Genomic DNA, 14,060 nt, shown 5'->3' on the forward strand with positions numbered 1-14,060 from the left:
ACCGGTTACGTGATTCACCCTTCCTCGGCGGTGTCGGCATGAGCACGTCGCCGGAGAACTTCACCTCGCTGATCAACGACGTGTTGTTGGACGAGACGTGGCTCCACCTCGGCCACGGGGACGATTCCGCCCTGAGGCGCGAACGACCTCGCCCGGACGAGTGGTGTTCGCGCGGCTGGTGATCGGTTCTCGTGCCGCTTCCGGAGAGCCAGGAAGGTCTCCTGCGCACCGAGCCGCTCCCCCGCCGACAACGGCCACAGCAGCAAGCGTCCGGCACGGCCCGCCAAGGTCTCCGAGAGGCCCTTGTCCGCCGGGTAGTTGGTCGATCCCGTCAACAGCAGTTGACCCCGTGCACGATCGCGGTCGGCTGCCTGCTTCACCGCGAGCGGGAAGCCGCGCCCCGCACGCTGGAACTCGTCCACCGCCGCCGGCCGGGGCAAGGCATCCACGAAACCGATCGGATCGTCCGTCGCGCGGGCCAACACGCTCTCGTCGTCGAAGCTGAACCACGCGCCCAGGCAGGTCCAGCAGCTCAGCCACCCTCGAAGTTGCGTTGCGCTGCACGAAAGCACTCACGGACGCGGGCTAACCGACAGAACGCGGATGAGCTGACCGACAAAACGCGGATGCACCAGCCGTCAGAACGCGGCACAGGTGGACGACATGCTCGGCCGACTCTTGAAGCGTCGCTGATCGGGGACGTGTCGTCGTGGATCTTCGACGTGCTGCCGGACGAGATGCCGGGCCGACCCGCCACGGCAATGAGCCCCTCGGGCATGAACGCCTCCACCTGGACGAACGGTGCTTATAGAGGCGCAGAGCCGGACCGTCGAGCCTGATCGGCTCGACGGAGGACCCACTTGCAAAGACAGCTTTGCAAAGCTACCTTTGCACCATGGTCGCGCCTCGTGAGATCACCGACGTGGTGGAACTGCGGGCGCTGGCGCACCCGTTGCGCCAGCGCATCCTGCGGCACTTGGCGCGGCACGGTCCGGCGACGGCCAGCACCCTGGGCAAGGCGCTCGGGGAGAGCAGCGGTGCCACCAGCTACCACCTGCGGATGCTGGCCAAGCACGCCTTCGTCGAAGAGGTGCCCGAGCGCGCCCACGGGCGCGAGCGGTGGTGGCGTGCGCCCGTTCAAGACCTCAGGGTTCCCCGCTCGCCGCGAGACCCGGAGGTGCGGGCCCTGCTGGAGCAGCTGAACCAGTTCAAGCTGGCCGCCGACCAGGAGCTGTTCGCGGAGTTCCTGCGACGGCGGGGGGAGCTTGGCGAGTGGGCCGACGCGCTGCCGTACTCGCGCGGCTCGATCCGGCTGACGCTGCCCGAGCTGCACCAGTTCTTCGACGAGTACATGGCGCTGCTCAAGCGCTACCAGCGGCCGGAGGAGGAGACACCCGTGGATGCGCGTCGCGTCGCCGTCCGGTTCTTCGCCTTTCCGCTGCCCGACTCCGACGCAGCACAGCCCGACGCAGCACAGCCCGACGCAGCACAGCCCGACGCAGCACAGCCCGACGCAGCACAGCCCGACGCAGCACAGCCCGACGCAGCACAGCCCGACCCAGTACAACCCGACGCAGCACAACCCGACGACCGCCGCTGAGCGGACCGGGGCCGCCGAGCTGGCACTCGGCGGCCCCGGCAGTCGGAAGTCGCAGTACCACGCCGTTTCCGGCGTGCTCCTCGTACGAGACCTCCTCGGGAAGGAGAGCACCTGTGCTCCCCGAAAGCAACTCGCCGATCCGGCGCGCCCTCCGTCGGCTGCTCGCGACGACAGCCGCCATCGCGGCGCTGACCGCGCTGTCGCCACCCGCCCAGGCCGCGCCGGACGGGTTGACCGAACAGGACATCACCTTCTCCAGCGGGGACCTGCCCCTCCGCGGCACGGTGATCGCCCCGACCGCCTCCCCCGGTGTGCGCAGGCCCGCCGTGGTGATGGTGCACGGTTCCGGCCGGGTGTCGCGGGAGGGCTACCGCCAGGAGGCCGAGGCGTTCGCCCGCGCGGGCATCGTGACGCTGGTCTACGACAAGCGGCCCAGGAAGTCCAAGTCCGACGTCGACTTCGAACTGCTGGCCGACGACGCGCTGGCCGGGTTCCGGGCGCTGCGGGGGCGCGCGGACGTCGACCCCGCCATGACCGGGCTCTGGGGCGTCAGCGAGGGCGGCTGGGTGATCCCGCTGGCCGCCGCGCGGTCGACCGACGTGGCGTTCCTGGTCGCGGTCGGCGCGTCCGGCGTGTCGCCCGAGCGCCAGCAGTCGTGGAACCTGCGCAACCGGCTCACCGGCCTCGGGGTGTCCGGTTCGATGGTGGACACCGTCTCGCGCACCGCGATCGGCCTGGTCGTCGGCGCGGGGCTGTTCCCCGAGGCGGGCTACGACCCGGCGCCCGCGCTGGCCAGGGTCACCCAGCCGGTGCTCGGCCTGTGGGGGGAGCAGGACCGGGTGATCCCCGGCGGCGAGAGCATGCGCGTGTTCCAGGAGTCGCTGGACCGGGGCGGCAACACCCGCTACACCCTGCGCACCGTGCCGGGGGCCGAGCACACGATGCGCGTCTCCGCCGACGGGATCCGGCGCGGCGACGAGGTCTCCCCGGAGTATCTGGGGCTGGTCGGCTCCTGGGTCAACGGGCTGGCCGCGGGGCCGCCCGCCGCCAGCACCGGTCCGCTGCCCCGGCAGGAGGGCCGGACCGCGGCCGTCGAGCCGGTCTCGCCCGGCGCGCAGCTCGCGGCTGTCGCGGTGCTGCTGGTGGCGTTCGCGGGGTACGGGTTGAGCGCCGCTGTCCGGCGGTTGCGCGGGCGGCGCGGCGCACCGCCGGTCCGGCGACCGGCGCGCTGGCTGGCCACCTCCGGGCTGCTGAGCGTCCTGGGGCTCCTGGGCTACCTGGGCTACCTGTCGACCAGCGGCGCCAAGACCCCCGGCGCGGTGGTGCTGGGCCGCCCGGTGCCGTGGCTGGGGCTGCAGTTCCTCGCTCTGGTCGTCGTGGTCGCCGCGATCACCACGGCCGTCGCGTCGTGGCGGGCCAGGTCCCGGCTGTCCCCGGCGCACCGGGCGCGTCTGGGCCTGCTGCTCGCCGGTGGCGCGGTGTTCCTGCCGTGGGCCCTCCACTGGGGTCTGCTGGTGCCCTGACGGTCATGCCTCGATCCGGGCCGCGCGGTCGGTGTCGCCGATGCGCAGGTACACCTCTCGCGCCTCGGCGAACGCGCGCCGCGCGGCCACTCGGTCCACCCGCTCGTACGCGCGCCCCAGCGACTCCAGGGCGACGGCGTGGTAAGAGTGCCACCCCCTGGTGCGCCACAGGGCGACGGACTCCTCCAGGTGCGCCACGGCGTCGTGCGGCCGGTTCTCCTCCAGTGCCAGCAACCCGAGCAGCTCCAGCCCTTGCGCCGTGTGGTGGGTCATCCGGTGGCGGCGGCTCAGCGCAAGCGAGCGCTCCACGTCGCGGTGCGCCCGGTCGCGGTCCACCCGCAGGTGCAGGCGCGCGGACGCGAGCAGGGTCAGCACCTCGGTGTAGGAGTCGCGGTAGGCGCGGGTGATGGCCAGCGACCGGTCCAGCATGCGCCTGCTGGTCTCGAACTGGCCCGCCTCCCCGTAGCCGATGCCCGCGAACTGCAGCGCCGTGGCCTCCCAGCGCGGGTTGCCCAGTTGGCGCGCGTGGACGAGCCCGCGCTCGACGTGCTCGATGGCGGTGGTGAGCCCGCGGCTGTCGAAGTGCGCCAGGCCCAGCGCGAGCTCGGCTCGGGCCGACCCGCCGACGTGGTCGGCGCGGACGGCCAGTGCCAGCGCGGTCTCCGCCACGGCGATCGCCTCGGCGTGCCTGCCAGCGGCCGTCAGCGACCACGAGTGCATCACGGCCACGTCCGCCGCGCCCGCGTCGTGGCCCAGCTCGGCGAACAGGTCCCACAGCGCGAGGGCTTCCACGCGCAGCCGGTCCATCGCCTTGCCCGGCCCGTCCGCGATCCAGGTCGTGACGTCGAGCAGCCCGCGCCGCATCACCGCCTCGCCCAGCCGGTGGCCGTGCTCGACGCACACGTCGAGCACCTCCCGGTTGAGCGCGAGCCAGTCCGAGTACATGCCGCGCAGGTCGAAGTACTTCTCCAGGCAGCCCGCGAGGTCGAAGGCGAGGTCGACCAAGCGGGCGCGGCAGGCTTGGCGCACGGCGGCGAGCAGCGCCGACCGCTCCGCGTCGAACCAGGTGTCCGACCACTCGGGTGACAGGTCGGGAACCAGGTCGCCCACCGGCGGGCGGTGGGCGTCACCGCTGATGCGCGCGTAGCAGGGGCCGGGCACGAACTCGGTCAGCCGCTCGGCGAGCGCCAGCCAGCCGCCGAGCGCCCGTTCCACGGCGCGGGCGCGGTCGGCGGCCGTCTCCTCGGCTTCGGCCCGCTCGACCGCGAACAGCCGGACCAGGTCGTGGCAGCGGTACCGGTACTGCCCCACCGGGTCGACCTCGGACACCGTCAGCAGGTGGGCGTCGACCAGTTCCTCGGCGTGCTCGACCGCCTCGTCGAGCGGCAGTTCGAGCAGCACCGCCACCACCCACGGCGGGAAGTCCGGCACCTCGACCAGCCCGAGCAGGCGCAACAACCGCCGGGCGGGTCCGCTCAGTCCCGCGTAGCTCATCGCGAGGGACGCGCGCACCTCCAGGTCGCCGATCGCGAGCCGGTCGAGCCTGCGGCGCTCGTCGCTGAGCTGCCCCACCAGGTGGTCCAGCCGCCAGGTGCGCCGCGCGGCCAGTCGTGCCCCGGCGATCCGCACCGCGAGCGGCAGCCCGCCGCACAGCGCGACGATCCGCTCCGCGGCGGCGGGTTCGGCCGCGACGCGCTGCGCGCCCACGAGCTTCGCCAGCAGCGCCACGCCCTCCTCGGTGGTGAACACGTCCAGCTCGACCCACTGGACGCCTTCCGCGGCGGTCGGCTTGGCGCGGCTGGTGATCAGCACAGCGCACGTCCCCGTGCCCGGCAGCAGCGGGTAGATCTGGCCCGGCGTCGTGGCGTTGTCCAGCACGACCAGCATCGTCCGACCGCGCAGCAGCGTCCGGTAGAGGTCGCCTCGTTCCGCGTGGTCGACGGGGATGGCGCGGTCCGGCACGCCGAGCACCCGCAGCAGCCGGGCGAGCACGTCCCCCGCGGCGGCGTCGCCGAGGTCGGCCCACAGCTGGCCGTCCGGGAACCGGTCGGCGACCCGGTTCGCGACGTGCCGGGCGAGCGAGGTCTTGCCGATCCCGCCCATCCCGATGATCGCCACGACCCGGCCACCGGTGATCGACCGCTCCACCAGCGCCGCGGACTGCCCGGCGCGGTCGGTGAAGTCGTGCACGTCCGGTGGCAGCGTCGCGGGCGCGGACCACGTGATGGTCTCGGCCGGTCCTTCGCCGGGATCGCCCGCCTCGACCCGCAGCAGCTCCGGGTCGCCCGCCAGCACGCGCTCGCGCAGCTCGACCAGGGCGGCCCCTGGGTCGACCCCCAGTTCGTCGGCCAGCACCCGGCGGGTCCGGTCGAAGCAGGCCAGCGCGTCGGCTGTGCGGCCAAGCCGGTGCAGGGCGAGCACCACCTGACCCGCGACCCGCTCGTCGAACGGGTCCTCGGCGGCGCGGGCCGAGGCGATGGCGAGCGCGTCGGCGTCGCGGCCGCAGCGCAGCAGCAAGTCGCACAGGGCGAGCCGGGCGGCGGCGTGCTCGCGTTGCAGGGTGTTGCGGTGCGTGGTGAACCAGGCGCTCTCGGCCCCGCTGAACGGCTCACCCCGCCACAGCTCCAGCGCCCGCTCCAGCACCTCCGCCGCGCCCGCCGGGTGGTCGACCGCCCTGGCTTGCGCGACCAGCCTGCGAAACCGGTGCACGTCCACCCGGTCGGGGTCGACCCGCACCGCGTAACCGCCGGGATGCCGCTCGATGAGCACGTGGTCCGGGACCGCCGACAGGGCGCGGCGCAACCGGGACAGGTAGCTGTACAACGTGGTCTGCGCGCTGAGCGGGGCGTCCTCGCCCCAGACCCGCTCCAGGACGCGCGCCACGGGCACCACCCGGTCCGCGTCGACCAGCAGCGCCGCGAGCACGTGCCGCTGCTTCTGGTGCCCCAGGTCGACCTCGTCGGGCCCCAGCCACGCCTGGACTTGTCCCAGCAGGCCGAACCTGATCTCCGCCACCCGCACCTCCCCCGCGGCGCCAGGCTACTCAGGCGCCGGAACCGCCACCACGTTTCCAGGTGCGCCGGGCTGGAGCCGCCGCCGGTTGGGCCTGACCTCTGGACCACGGGCGGGAGATCATCGGTTCATGCTGGAGTTCAACGAGGACAACGGTTCCTACGAGTGGTGGATCGCGGCCAACCCGGACCAGCACGTCATCGACGCCGAGCGCAGCCTGAACCCGAGCGCGATGGTGCTGCACCGCGCCAACTGCCGCACGATCAGCGGCACTCCCCCGCGCGGCACCACGTGGATCGGGGAGCAGGTCAAGATCTGCGGCACCCGGCGTGAACTCGAAGGCCGCTACCCCACCGCGCGGCCCTGCGCGGTGTGCCTGCGGTGAGAGCGTCAGCGCCGCGTCCTCGCGCGGAGGAGTTGACCGATCACCAGGCACAGCAGCGCCCCGAAGATGAGCAGCACGCCGTTCTGGCCCTGCACGGCGGACCGCGTCGACCCGGGCGCCGCGAGCGCGCCCACCACGAGCGCCCCGGCGACAACAGCGATCAGCCCGAGGACGGGGGTCGGGGTCGCCCGCACGCTTCGCGGCGTGCAGCGCAGGAGCGAACGACTCGCGTAGGCGGCGAAGGACAGGCTCGCTCCGCGCCGCCGCCACCGCGCGAACAGGCAAGCCGCGACCAGCGCGAGCAGAACCGCGTCGGCCGCGAGGGTCGGGGGCAAGCTGTCCCGCCCCACCGACACGTTGATGAAGTAGGCGATGAGGCCCCCGGTCATCAACAGCGACGACGACGTCACCACCCAGCCGAACAGGATGCCCGGCACCCGGCCGGTCGGGCCGCTGCGTCGCCCCCGAGCACGTCGAGGACGCCCCGCGAAGTGGATGTGGACACCACCGCTCACCGCGCCCGCCTGCACTGAAACACCGTGCACGTCACCGTCGAGCTCATTGCTCACGGCGCGGTGCCCCGGCATCTCGTCCGGCCCGCCTAACGGCGCTCGATCAGCCATCCGGTCGCTCCAGTACCGCGTTCGCCAAAGGGGGTCCGCGCCTTCCATCGCGTCCGCGCGCCGTCCCGTTAGCCTCGGCCGGGCGGCGAGCGCGCCTAGTTCCCCGGATCGGCCAACGCGTCCCACACGTCCACGTAGCCCGCGCCCGCGCTCCACATCGCGTCGGAGATGGGCGTCAGCTTCCCCGGCGCCCAGCGCTTCTCCTCGTACACACCGGTCCAGTGGCGCAGGGCCCGCAGGCTCACCGCCAGCTCGTCGTCCAAGCGCTCGCGCAGTTCCTCCGCGCTCGGCGCGGGGGTGCGGACGCTGTCACCGCGCCCTTGGGCCAGAGCGGTCAGCGTCTGCTCGGCCACGCCGTTCTCCACGTCCCAGACCAGGACGGGCCGTTCGACGCGGTGATTCCACACGGGAGCGCGCGCCGACCGCCACAGGGGCGAGATCGGGTTCTTGTCCAAGCGCGTCGCCTGCGCCCAGTGGTCCGCCCCGGCGGGCTTGCCCAACCAGGGCACCTCGTCCACGGGGAGGTCGACCACCAGCGCGACCTTCACCCAGTCCAGTTCTTCCGTCGAGCCCAGGACCTCGCCCACCGCCCACAGCTGGACCACCCGCAGCCGGAAGATCGAGGACGACGCCCTGCTCATCTCGTCGCACTTGGCCGCCAACTCCCGCAGGTGGTGCACCGCTCGTGTCCGCTTCACGCGGACATCCTCGCCCGCCGAGCGGGCCCGAGCACCACTGCCCGCCCCGTGCGCCGATCAGCTCAGCGCGAGCCCCAAGCGGCGCACCCCTTCCGCGATGTCCTGCACCGTGTTGGTGGTGAACGACAGCCGCAGCGTCGCGCGGTCGGGGTTCACGGCGTGGAAGGGCGCTCCGGGCACGAACGCCACGTCCCGCGCCAACGCCTTGGGCAGCAACGCCTGCGTGTCGACCTCGCCGGGCAGACGCACCCACACGAACATGCCGCCGTCCGGGTCGGTCCACCGCGCGCCCTCAGGCAGCGCTGACGGCAGCGCCTCGACCATCGCGTCACGACGCGCCCGGTACGCCGCGCACAGCCGTTCGACGTGCGCGGACAGGTCGTTGGCCGCCAGGTACGCGGCGGCGGCGGCCTGGTCGGTGGCGGAGGTGTGCAGGTCGGCCGCCTGCTTGACGACCACCAGGGTCCGCAGGAGGGTCGCGGGGGCGCGCAGCCAGCCCAGGCGCAGCCCCGGAGCGCCGACCTTGGAGAAGCTGCCCAGGTGCAGCACGCGTTCGCTGCTCGCGGCCAGCGGGGCCACGGGCGTGCCGCGGTAGCGCAGCTCGCTGTACGGGTCGTCCTCCACGACCCACAGGCCGTGCCGCTCGGCCAGCCGCGCGACCTCGGCGCGCCTGGCCTCGGCGAGCGTGCGGCCGGTCGGGTTGGCGAAGGTCGGCACCAGGTAGAGCAGCTCGGGCCGGTGCCGCTGGACGACCTCGGCCAGCGCCGCCGGGTCCACGCCGTGCTCGTCGCCCGCCACGGGGACGACGCGCGCGCCCGCGAGCTGGAAGCACTGCAGAGCGGCCAGGTAGGTCGGCTCCTCCACGGCGACCACCGCGCCCGGTTCCAGCAGGGCGGTGACCACCAGGCTCAGCGCCTGCTGCGAGCCGGTGGTGATCAGCAGGTCCGCGGCGTCGGTGGGCAGACCGCGCGCGGTCATCCGCGCGGCCACCAGGGCGCGCAGGTCGGGGTCGCCCTCGGTGGGCGCGTACTGCAGGGCGCGGCGGGACAGGGCCTGGTCGAACGCGGCGCGCAGGCCGTCGAGGTCGAACAGCTCGGGCGCGGGCAGGCCGCCCGCGAACGAGATCACCTCGGGTCGGGCGGTGAGTGCGAGCAGGTCGCGCACGGGGGAGCTGGTGACGGAGAGGGAACGCGGCACGGGAGTCCTCGAATCGCTGCGGGGAGGGGCTCGCGGTCGTGCCGCCGATGGGCAGGCCTCAGGGGTTCGAGGAACCTGTTGCGCAGCTTACCTCTTCACCACCACTACCTCGGCGAGCCGCTGTGGTCGGGCGTGCGGTCGCGCCGTCGCCCGCCCCCGACGGGCGGACGGGGCGGCCCCACCGGCTGAACCCACCGGTCCGGACGGCAGGTGATCACCTTTCCGGGTGAACAACCGGGTCCGCTGTTCGATCCGCCCCGGTTTCTGTCGGACCTCTGCCGTAGACCTTGACCCGAGCACCCGATCAAGGAGGTCCCGATGCCCGGCTACACCACCGTCAGCGGCGTGCGCACCCGGCACACGGCCATCGGAGAGGGCGACCCGCTGGTCCTGCCGCACGGCGGGTTCAGCGATTCGCGCGACTTCGGGCCGAGCCCGGCGCGGCTTGCCGACCGGTTCCGGCCGCACCTGCCCGACCGGCGCTGCCGCGCGCCCGCCTCGCCGAACTGACTCGATCCACGTGCCCGGCACCGTTGACACCGTACATACGGAGGTGGCTATATTGCCGATATGACATCTACGTTCGCCGTGCTGGCCGACCCCAGCCGGAGGCAGATCCTCGACGTCCTGCGCGGGGGTGAGCGCCCGGTCAACGACCTGGTCGATGGCCTCAACCTCGCCCAGCCCACGGTCTCCAAGCACCTGAAGGTGCTCCGCGAGGCCGGCCTGGTGGAGGTGCGGCGCGACGCCCAGCGCCGGTGGTACCGCCTGCGGCTCGAACCGCTGGCGGAGATCGACGCCTGGCTGGCCCCGTACCGCGAGCTGTGGGACAGCAGCTTCGACGCCCTGGAGCGGCACCTGGACGAGATGGCCGACTGATGGACGCGCGACTGGAGATCATCGGAGGCAAGCCCGTCCTGCGCGTGGAGCGTTTGCTGGCGCACCCTCCCACCAAGGTGTGGCGGGCGATCCGCGAGCCCGCGCAGCTGGCGCACTGGTTCCCGGCGACCGTGGAGGTCGACGGGGTGACCATGCGGTTCACCTTCCCCGAAGGCGGGCCGACCGGGTCCGGCGAGGTGCTGGAATCCGATCCGCCCAGGGTGTTCGCGTTCCGCTGGAACGAGGACGTCCTGCGGTTCGAGCTGCTGCCGCGCGACGAGAGCTGCCTGCTGGTGTTCACGCAGGTGATCGGTGCCGGACCGCTGGGCGCGGCGCGCAACGCGGCGGGCTGGGCCACCTGCCTGGACGCGTTGGACGACCGGCTGGCGGACCGACCGCACACGCCGACGACCGACTGGCTGCCGCTGCTGGAGCGGTGGGTCCGCGAGTTCGGCCTGGACCAGGGCGAGGCCGAGGGCTTGCGGGTGCGCTTCGCCCGCGACCTGATGTGGCGGTCGCCGGACGAGCTGTGGGCGCTGCTCACCGAGGGCGCGCGGCCCGAAGTCGGCGGTCCGCCGCCTGCGCGGGCGGCCAACCCGCACGTGGAGCCGGGGCCGGTCACGGCCGTGGAAGCACCGCAGCTGCTGGAGTTCGACTCGCCGCGGGGCCGGGTGCGGTGGGAGTTCGAGCACGACCCGGAGCGGGGCACGGCGGTCGTGCTGACCCACGAGGTGTCCGACCGGGCGGCGGTGCCCACCGCGCTGGCCGCCTGGCACGTGCACCTGGAGTTGTTCTTCGCCGCGCTGTTCGGCGAGATCCGCTGCCCGTGGCCGCAGGACAGGACCGAGGAACTGGAGGCGCACTACCGGATGAGAACCGAATAGCGGCGCGGGCCGCGCGCGGGCCGTGCCTGGGCGATCAGCCCGCGAGCAGCCGGGCGTCCAGGCGTGCCAGGTGGTCGCGGCCGTAGGGGCCGTTCTCCAAGTCGGTGAACAGCACCTCGGGCAGGTCCGCGCGCACCAGTGGCGACCGTGAGGCCGCGGCCATGGCCACGGTCGCCACGGTGTCGACGTCGCCGGTGAACGCGACGCAGTCGCGCAGCAAGCCGCCGAGGGTGTCGTTGGCGGACAACGCGGTCAGTGCCGCGCGGACGCTCATCTCGCCCTTGGGGCCGACCTTGCCGCGCCACGGCCGCGCCCACGTGGCGGAGTCGAGCTGCCGGTCGATCCAGCGCCCGATCCCGTCCAGCGGACCGAGTTCGTGGTGGCAGTAGTGCACGGCCAGGGCAGCCGCCTGGGCCGCGGCGACGCCGGAGGGGGTGTCGTGGGTGAGGCGTGCCTGCACCGAGGTGTGGTGCAGGACGTCCGGCACGGTCGGCAGCAGGCTCAGCGGGCCGGAGCGCATCGCCGCGCCGCTCTTGTCGCTGTCGGGCCGGATGCGGGCGAGGAACTCCTCACCGGTGCGCACCTGCGCCAGGAACGCCTGGAACCCGCGCGCGTACCCCTCGCGCGGGTCGCGGTGGAACGCCTCGACGAACCGGTCGGCGATGGCCGAGGGCGTCCACGGTCCGCCGTCGACGAGCAGCTCGGCGAGGGCGAGGGTCATCTTGGGTGTCGTCGGTGTACGCGCCGGGCCGGATGCCCAGGTGCCTCGGGTGCTGGACATAGCCCGTCAGGGTGTTGCGCTCGGCGATGAGCGACGCGGGCGCGTACTCGAAGCCCGCGCCGTACGCGTCGCCGATCGCGAGCTCCACCAGCATGGTCATCAGCCCCCGTGCCGCTCGTCCGCGCGCGGACGGGGATTCTGCCGCACCCGGCGGAATCGGGCGTGCGAATGACCGCCCGCGTGCCATGATCCCATGGTGACGCGCGAGGAGCTGGCCCACCTGCGGCGGGCCCGCGACCTGATGGACCGGGAGTACGCCAGGCCGTTGGACGTGCCCGCCATGGCCCGGACCGCGCTGATGTCGCCATCGCACTTCGCCCGCCAGTTCAAGGCCGCCTACGGCGAGACGCCGTACAACTACCTGATGACCCGGCGCATCGAGCGCGCGAAGGCGTTGCTGCGCCGGGGCGACCTCACCGTCACCGAGGTCTGCCTGGCGGTCGGCTGCACCTCGCTGGGCTCGTTCAGCTCGCGCTTCACCGAACTGGTGGGGGAGCCGCCCAGCGCATACCGGGCGCGCTGCCACGACGACGTCGCGGTGGTGCCCGCCTGCTGCGCCAAGGTCGCCACCAGACCGAGCAGATTTCGAGAAGCGGGCTCCTGAGCGCCGCCCCTACCGTCGGCGGCATGACCATCAAGCTGTCGCACACCATCATCCAGGTCCACGACCAGGACGAGGCACTGGCCTTCTACCGCGACGTGGTCGGCCTCGTGCCCTGCGTCGACGTGACCATGGACAACGGCTACCGCTGGCTCAGCCTCGGTCCCGCCGACCAGCCCGACGTGCAGATCGTGCTGGAGGACGTCGCGGTGGGCCGCGCCCCCGCCGACGCGGAGGCGTTGGGGAACCTGCTGGCCAAGGGCTCGCTCAGCGCGGTGATCTTCGCCGTGGACGACTGCGACGCGTTCTTCGAGAAGGCCCGCGCGAGCGGGGCCGAGGTCATGCAGGAGCCGGTCGAGCAGCCCTACGGGGTGCGGGACTGCGCGTTCCGCGACCCGTCCGGCAACCACCTGCGGTTCGCCGCCCCGCTCAAGCGCTGATCAACGGCGCTGATCAACGACGTGATCGACAGCGGCGGTGCGCCGGGCTGTCCTCCGTGACACGATCACACCGTGGAGGACAGCCCGCGAGACCGCGACGAGGCCGGTCGCGCCCGCAACGCGCGCCCGCGCGACGGCCTCGGCCGCCCCCTGCCCTACGGCGCTGCCGGTGTCGAGCGCCAGCCCGAGGGCGTGCCGCGCGCACCGGCCGAAGCGCTCGCCGAGGCGCAGCGGCTGCTCGACGAGGGCAAGCCGTTCCACGCGCACGAGGTGCTGGAGGACGCCTGGAAGGCGGCCCCCGAGCCGGAGCGCGAGCTGTGGCGCGGCTTGGCGCAGCTGGCCGTGGGGCTGACCCACGTCGCGCGGGGCAACCCCAGGGGCGCCGACGCGCTGCTCAGCCGCGGCGCGCGCAACATCGAGCCCTACCGCGAGGACCCGCCGCACGGCGTGGACGTGGCGGGGCTGGTGGCGTGGGTTTCCGGGGGGTCGACCGGGGTTCCCCGGCTGAGGAGGGGGTAGCCGTGCGGATCAGGCCGTACCGGGACAGCGATCACGAGGCGGTGGGCGAGATCTGCGTCCGCACCGCCGACGCGGGTGGCGACTCCCGGCACATCTACCCGGACCACCGGCTGATGCCCAGCATCTTCGCGTGGCCGTACACCTACCTGGAGCCGGATCTGGCGTTCGTCGCCGACGACGGCGAGCGGGCGGTGGGCTACGTCCTGGGCACCGCGGACACCGCGGCGTTCGTCAAGGCGTTCCGGGACCAGTGGCTGCCCAGGGTGTCCGACCGGTACCCGCCGCCGACCGGCGAGCCCACCTCGCCGAGCGAGGTGATGATCGGGCTGTTGCACGACCCGGCGCGGATGGTGGTGCCGGAGCTGGCCGCTTACCCGGCGCACCTGCACATCGATCTGCTGCCCGAGCACCAGCGCTCCGGTCACGGCCGGGCCCTGATGAACGCGTTCCTCACCGCGTTGCGGGACAAGGGCGTGCCCGGTGTGCACCTGGGGATGCTCAGCGTCAACACCGGGGCGCGCGCCTTCTACGACCGGCTGGGCTTCCACGAGCTGGCCGTGCCGAACGCGGGCCCGCTGACCTACCTCGGCCTGGAAATTGGGCCGAATGCCCGCTTCGGGGGCTGAGCGGCCGGGTAACAGGAGGTCACCTACTCCCTAGGAGGCTCCTGTGTTCGCGATCATCGCAGCGGTCATCTTCGGGTTGGCCCTCCTGCTCGACCTCGCCGACGCCTCGCTCGGCGCGGTCGTCAACGGCGGCACGCTCATGCTGGCGGGTCTGCTGTGCGTCGCGCTGCACCTGGCGGGCGTCGGGGCGGGCGCGCGTTCCTTCGCCTTCCGCAGGCGGCGCTAACGCCTCCCGCCGGAGCAGACGTGGTGGCCGCGTTCCCCGCCGAGGGGACGCGGCCGCTCGACGTCG

Annotated in this window: 17 protein-coding genes and 1 pseudogene; 11 read left to right on the forward strand and 7 right to left on the reverse strand. The window is 73.2% G+C overall.

Features of this window, described 5'->3' with window-relative positions; genetic code table 11:
* Positions 1–14 precede the first annotated feature (14 nt).
* Positions 15–572: an AAA family ATPase gene (locus JOF41_RS38640; protein WP_209621413.1), complete on the reverse strand. Its 558-nt coding sequence runs from the start codon at positions 570–572 to the stop codon at positions 15–17.
* Between the two features lie 323 nt (positions 573–895).
* On the opposite strand from JOF41_RS38640, the pseudogene JOF41_RS38645 reads away from it, so the two are divergent.
* Positions 896–1,105: pseudogene (locus JOF41_RS38645) on the forward strand (helix-turn-helix domain-containing protein); the annotation flags it as partial.
* A gap of 256 nt (positions 1,106–1,361) precedes the next feature.
* Here JOF41_RS38645 and JOF41_RS38650 read toward each other — a convergent pair.
* Positions 1,362–1,781, reverse strand: coding sequence for a pentapeptide repeat-containing protein (locus tag JOF41_RS38650; protein ID WP_372448531.1), 420 nt, complete (start codon positions 1,779–1,781; stop codon positions 1,362–1,364).
* Between JOF41_RS38650 and JOF41_RS21290 the strand changes: the two genes are divergently transcribed.
* Entirely contained in the window at positions 1,714–3,123 is a 1,410-nt protein-coding gene (locus tag JOF41_RS21290) for an alpha/beta hydrolase family protein (protein WP_229795467.1), read from the forward strand. The two genes, JOF41_RS38650 and JOF41_RS21290, sit on opposite strands and share 68 nt — an antisense overlap.
* A gap of 3 nt (positions 3,124–3,126) precedes the next feature.
* Here JOF41_RS21290 and JOF41_RS21295 read toward each other — a convergent pair whose 3' ends face one another.
* Entirely contained in the window at positions 3,127–6,138 is a 3,012-nt protein-coding gene (locus tag JOF41_RS21295) for an AfsR/SARP family transcriptional regulator (RefSeq protein ID WP_209621421.1), read from the reverse strand.
* Positions 6,139–6,265: 127 nt separating this feature from the next.
* Here JOF41_RS21295 and JOF41_RS21300 point away from each other — a divergent pair, with 127 nt between their 5' ends.
* Positions 6,266–6,520, forward strand: coding sequence for a hypothetical protein (locus JOF41_RS21300; RefSeq protein ID WP_189223248.1), 255 nt, complete (start codon positions 6,266–6,268; stop codon positions 6,518–6,520).
* Between the two features lie 5 nt (positions 6,521–6,525).
* Here JOF41_RS21300 and JOF41_RS21305 read toward each other — a convergent pair whose 3' ends face one another.
* The 3 genes from JOF41_RS21305 to JOF41_RS21315 form a co-directional block, all read right to left on the reverse strand.
* Positions 6,526–7,143, reverse strand: coding sequence for a hypothetical protein (locus JOF41_RS21305; protein WP_209621424.1), 618 nt, complete (start codon positions 7,141–7,143; stop codon positions 6,526–6,528).
* 95 nt (positions 7,144–7,238) lie between these two features.
* Positions 7,239–7,841 (reverse strand): DUF7711 family protein, encoded by a 603-nt coding sequence (locus JOF41_RS21310; protein ID WP_209621427.1) that lies wholly within the window; start codon positions 7,839–7,841, stop codon positions 7,239–7,241.
* 57 nt (positions 7,842–7,898) lie between these two features.
* The gene (locus tag JOF41_RS21315) at positions 7,899–9,038 is read right to left on the reverse strand and encodes an aminotransferase-like domain-containing protein (protein ID WP_307867487.1); all 1,140 of its coding nucleotides are present in this window, start codon (positions 9,036–9,038) and stop codon (positions 7,899–7,901) included.
* A gap of 318 nt (positions 9,039–9,356) precedes the next feature.
* Here JOF41_RS21315 and JOF41_RS21320 point away from each other — a divergent pair, with 318 nt between their 5' ends.
* Genes JOF41_RS21320 through JOF41_RS21330 form a run of 3 tightly spaced genes read left to right on the forward strand, consistent with a single transcriptional unit; the run spans position 9,357 to position 10,801 of the window.
* On the forward strand, positions 9,357–9,548 hold the full coding sequence (locus JOF41_RS21320; RefSeq protein WP_209621430.1) for an alpha/beta fold hydrolase: 192 nt from the start codon (positions 9,357–9,359) through the stop codon (positions 9,546–9,548).
* A 60-nt stretch (positions 9,549–9,608) separates the two neighbouring features.
* Positions 9,609–9,917: an ArsR/SmtB family transcription factor gene (locus JOF41_RS21325; RefSeq protein WP_189223244.1), complete on the forward strand. Its 309-nt coding sequence runs from the start codon at positions 9,609–9,611 to the stop codon at positions 9,915–9,917.
* Positions 9,917–10,801 carry an SRPBCC family protein gene (locus JOF41_RS21330; protein ID WP_209621433.1) on the forward strand — a complete coding sequence of 295 codons (885 nt, stop codon included), beginning with the start codon at positions 9,917–9,919 and terminating at the stop codon, positions 10,799–10,801. The genes JOF41_RS21325 and JOF41_RS21330 overlap by 1 nt, the downstream gene beginning before the upstream one ends.
* 34 nt (positions 10,802–10,835) lie before the next feature.
* Here JOF41_RS21330 and JOF41_RS21335 read toward each other — a convergent pair whose 3' ends face one another.
* Complete coding sequence (locus tag JOF41_RS21335; RefSeq protein WP_244989650.1) at positions 10,836–11,522, reverse strand: ADP-ribosylglycohydrolase family protein; 687 nt, start codon at positions 11,520–11,522, stop codon at positions 10,836–10,838.
* Positions 11,523–11,775: 253 nt separating this feature from the next.
* On the opposite strand from JOF41_RS21335, the gene JOF41_RS21340 reads away from it, so the two are divergent.
* From JOF41_RS21340 to JOF41_RS21360, 5 genes are all read left to right on the forward strand, one after another.
* Entirely contained in the window at positions 11,776–12,186 is a 411-nt protein-coding gene (locus JOF41_RS21340) for a helix-turn-helix transcriptional regulator (RefSeq protein WP_209621436.1), read from the forward strand.
* 23 nt (positions 12,187–12,209) lie between these two features.
* On the forward strand, positions 12,210–12,623 hold the full coding sequence (locus JOF41_RS21345) for a VOC family protein (RefSeq protein WP_209621438.1): 414 nt from the start codon (positions 12,210–12,212) through the stop codon (positions 12,621–12,623).
* Positions 12,624–12,695: 72 nt separating this feature from the next.
* Positions 12,696–13,142 (forward strand): DUF309 domain-containing protein, encoded by a 447-nt coding sequence (locus JOF41_RS21350; protein ID WP_189223240.1) that lies wholly within the window; start codon positions 12,696–12,698, stop codon positions 13,140–13,142.
* Between the two features lie 2 nt (positions 13,143–13,144).
* The gene (locus JOF41_RS21355; protein ID WP_307867488.1) at positions 13,145–13,768 is read left to right on the forward strand and encodes a GNAT family N-acetyltransferase; all 624 of its coding nucleotides are present in this window, start codon (positions 13,145–13,147) and stop codon (positions 13,766–13,768) included.
* Positions 13,769–13,811: 43 nt separating this feature from the next.
* Positions 13,812–13,994, forward strand: a complete 183-nt coding sequence (locus tag JOF41_RS21360; protein ID WP_189223238.1) for a hypothetical protein — start codon at positions 13,812–13,814, stop codon at positions 13,992–13,994.
* Positions 13,995–14,060 lie beyond the last annotated feature (66 nt).

Source organism: Saccharothrix coeruleofusca (assembly GCF_017876325.1).
GTDB classification, from domain to species: domain Bacteria; phylum Actinomycetota; class Actinomycetes; order Mycobacteriales; family Pseudonocardiaceae; genus Actinosynnema; species Actinosynnema coeruleofuscum.

Coding starts and splice junctions, on each gene's coding strand:
- JOF41_RS38650 (WP_372448531.1), bottom strand. CDS start 1,781: ATGGCGGCTGTCGTCGCGAGCAGCCGACGGAGGGCGCGCCGGATCGGC.
- JOF41_RS21300 (WP_189223248.1), top strand. CDS start 6,266: ATGCTGGAGTTCAACGAGGACAACGGTTCCTACGAGTGGTGGATCGCG.
- JOF41_RS21305 (WP_209621424.1), bottom strand. CDS start 7,143: ATGGCTGATCGAGCGCCGTTAGGCGGGCCGGACGAGATGCCGGGGCAC.
- JOF41_RS21320 (WP_209621430.1), top strand. CDS start 9,357: ATGCCCGGCTACACCACCGTCAGCGGCGTGCGCACCCGGCACACGGCC.
- JOF41_RS21325 (WP_189223244.1), top strand. CDS start 9,609: ATGACATCTACGTTCGCCGTGCTGGCCGACCCCAGCCGGAGGCAGATC.
- JOF41_RS21330 (WP_209621433.1), top strand. CDS start 9,917: ATGGACGCGCGACTGGAGATCATCGGAGGCAAGCCCGTCCTGCGCGTG.
- JOF41_RS21335 (WP_244989650.1), bottom strand. CDS start 11,522: ATGACCCTCGCCCTCGCCGAGCTGCTCGTCGACGGCGGACCGTGGACG.
- JOF41_RS21340 (WP_209621436.1), top strand. CDS start 11,776: ATGGTGACGCGCGAGGAGCTGGCCCACCTGCGGCGGGCCCGCGACCTG.
- JOF41_RS21345 (WP_209621438.1), top strand. CDS start 12,210: ATGACCATCAAGCTGTCGCACACCATCATCCAGGTCCACGACCAGGAC.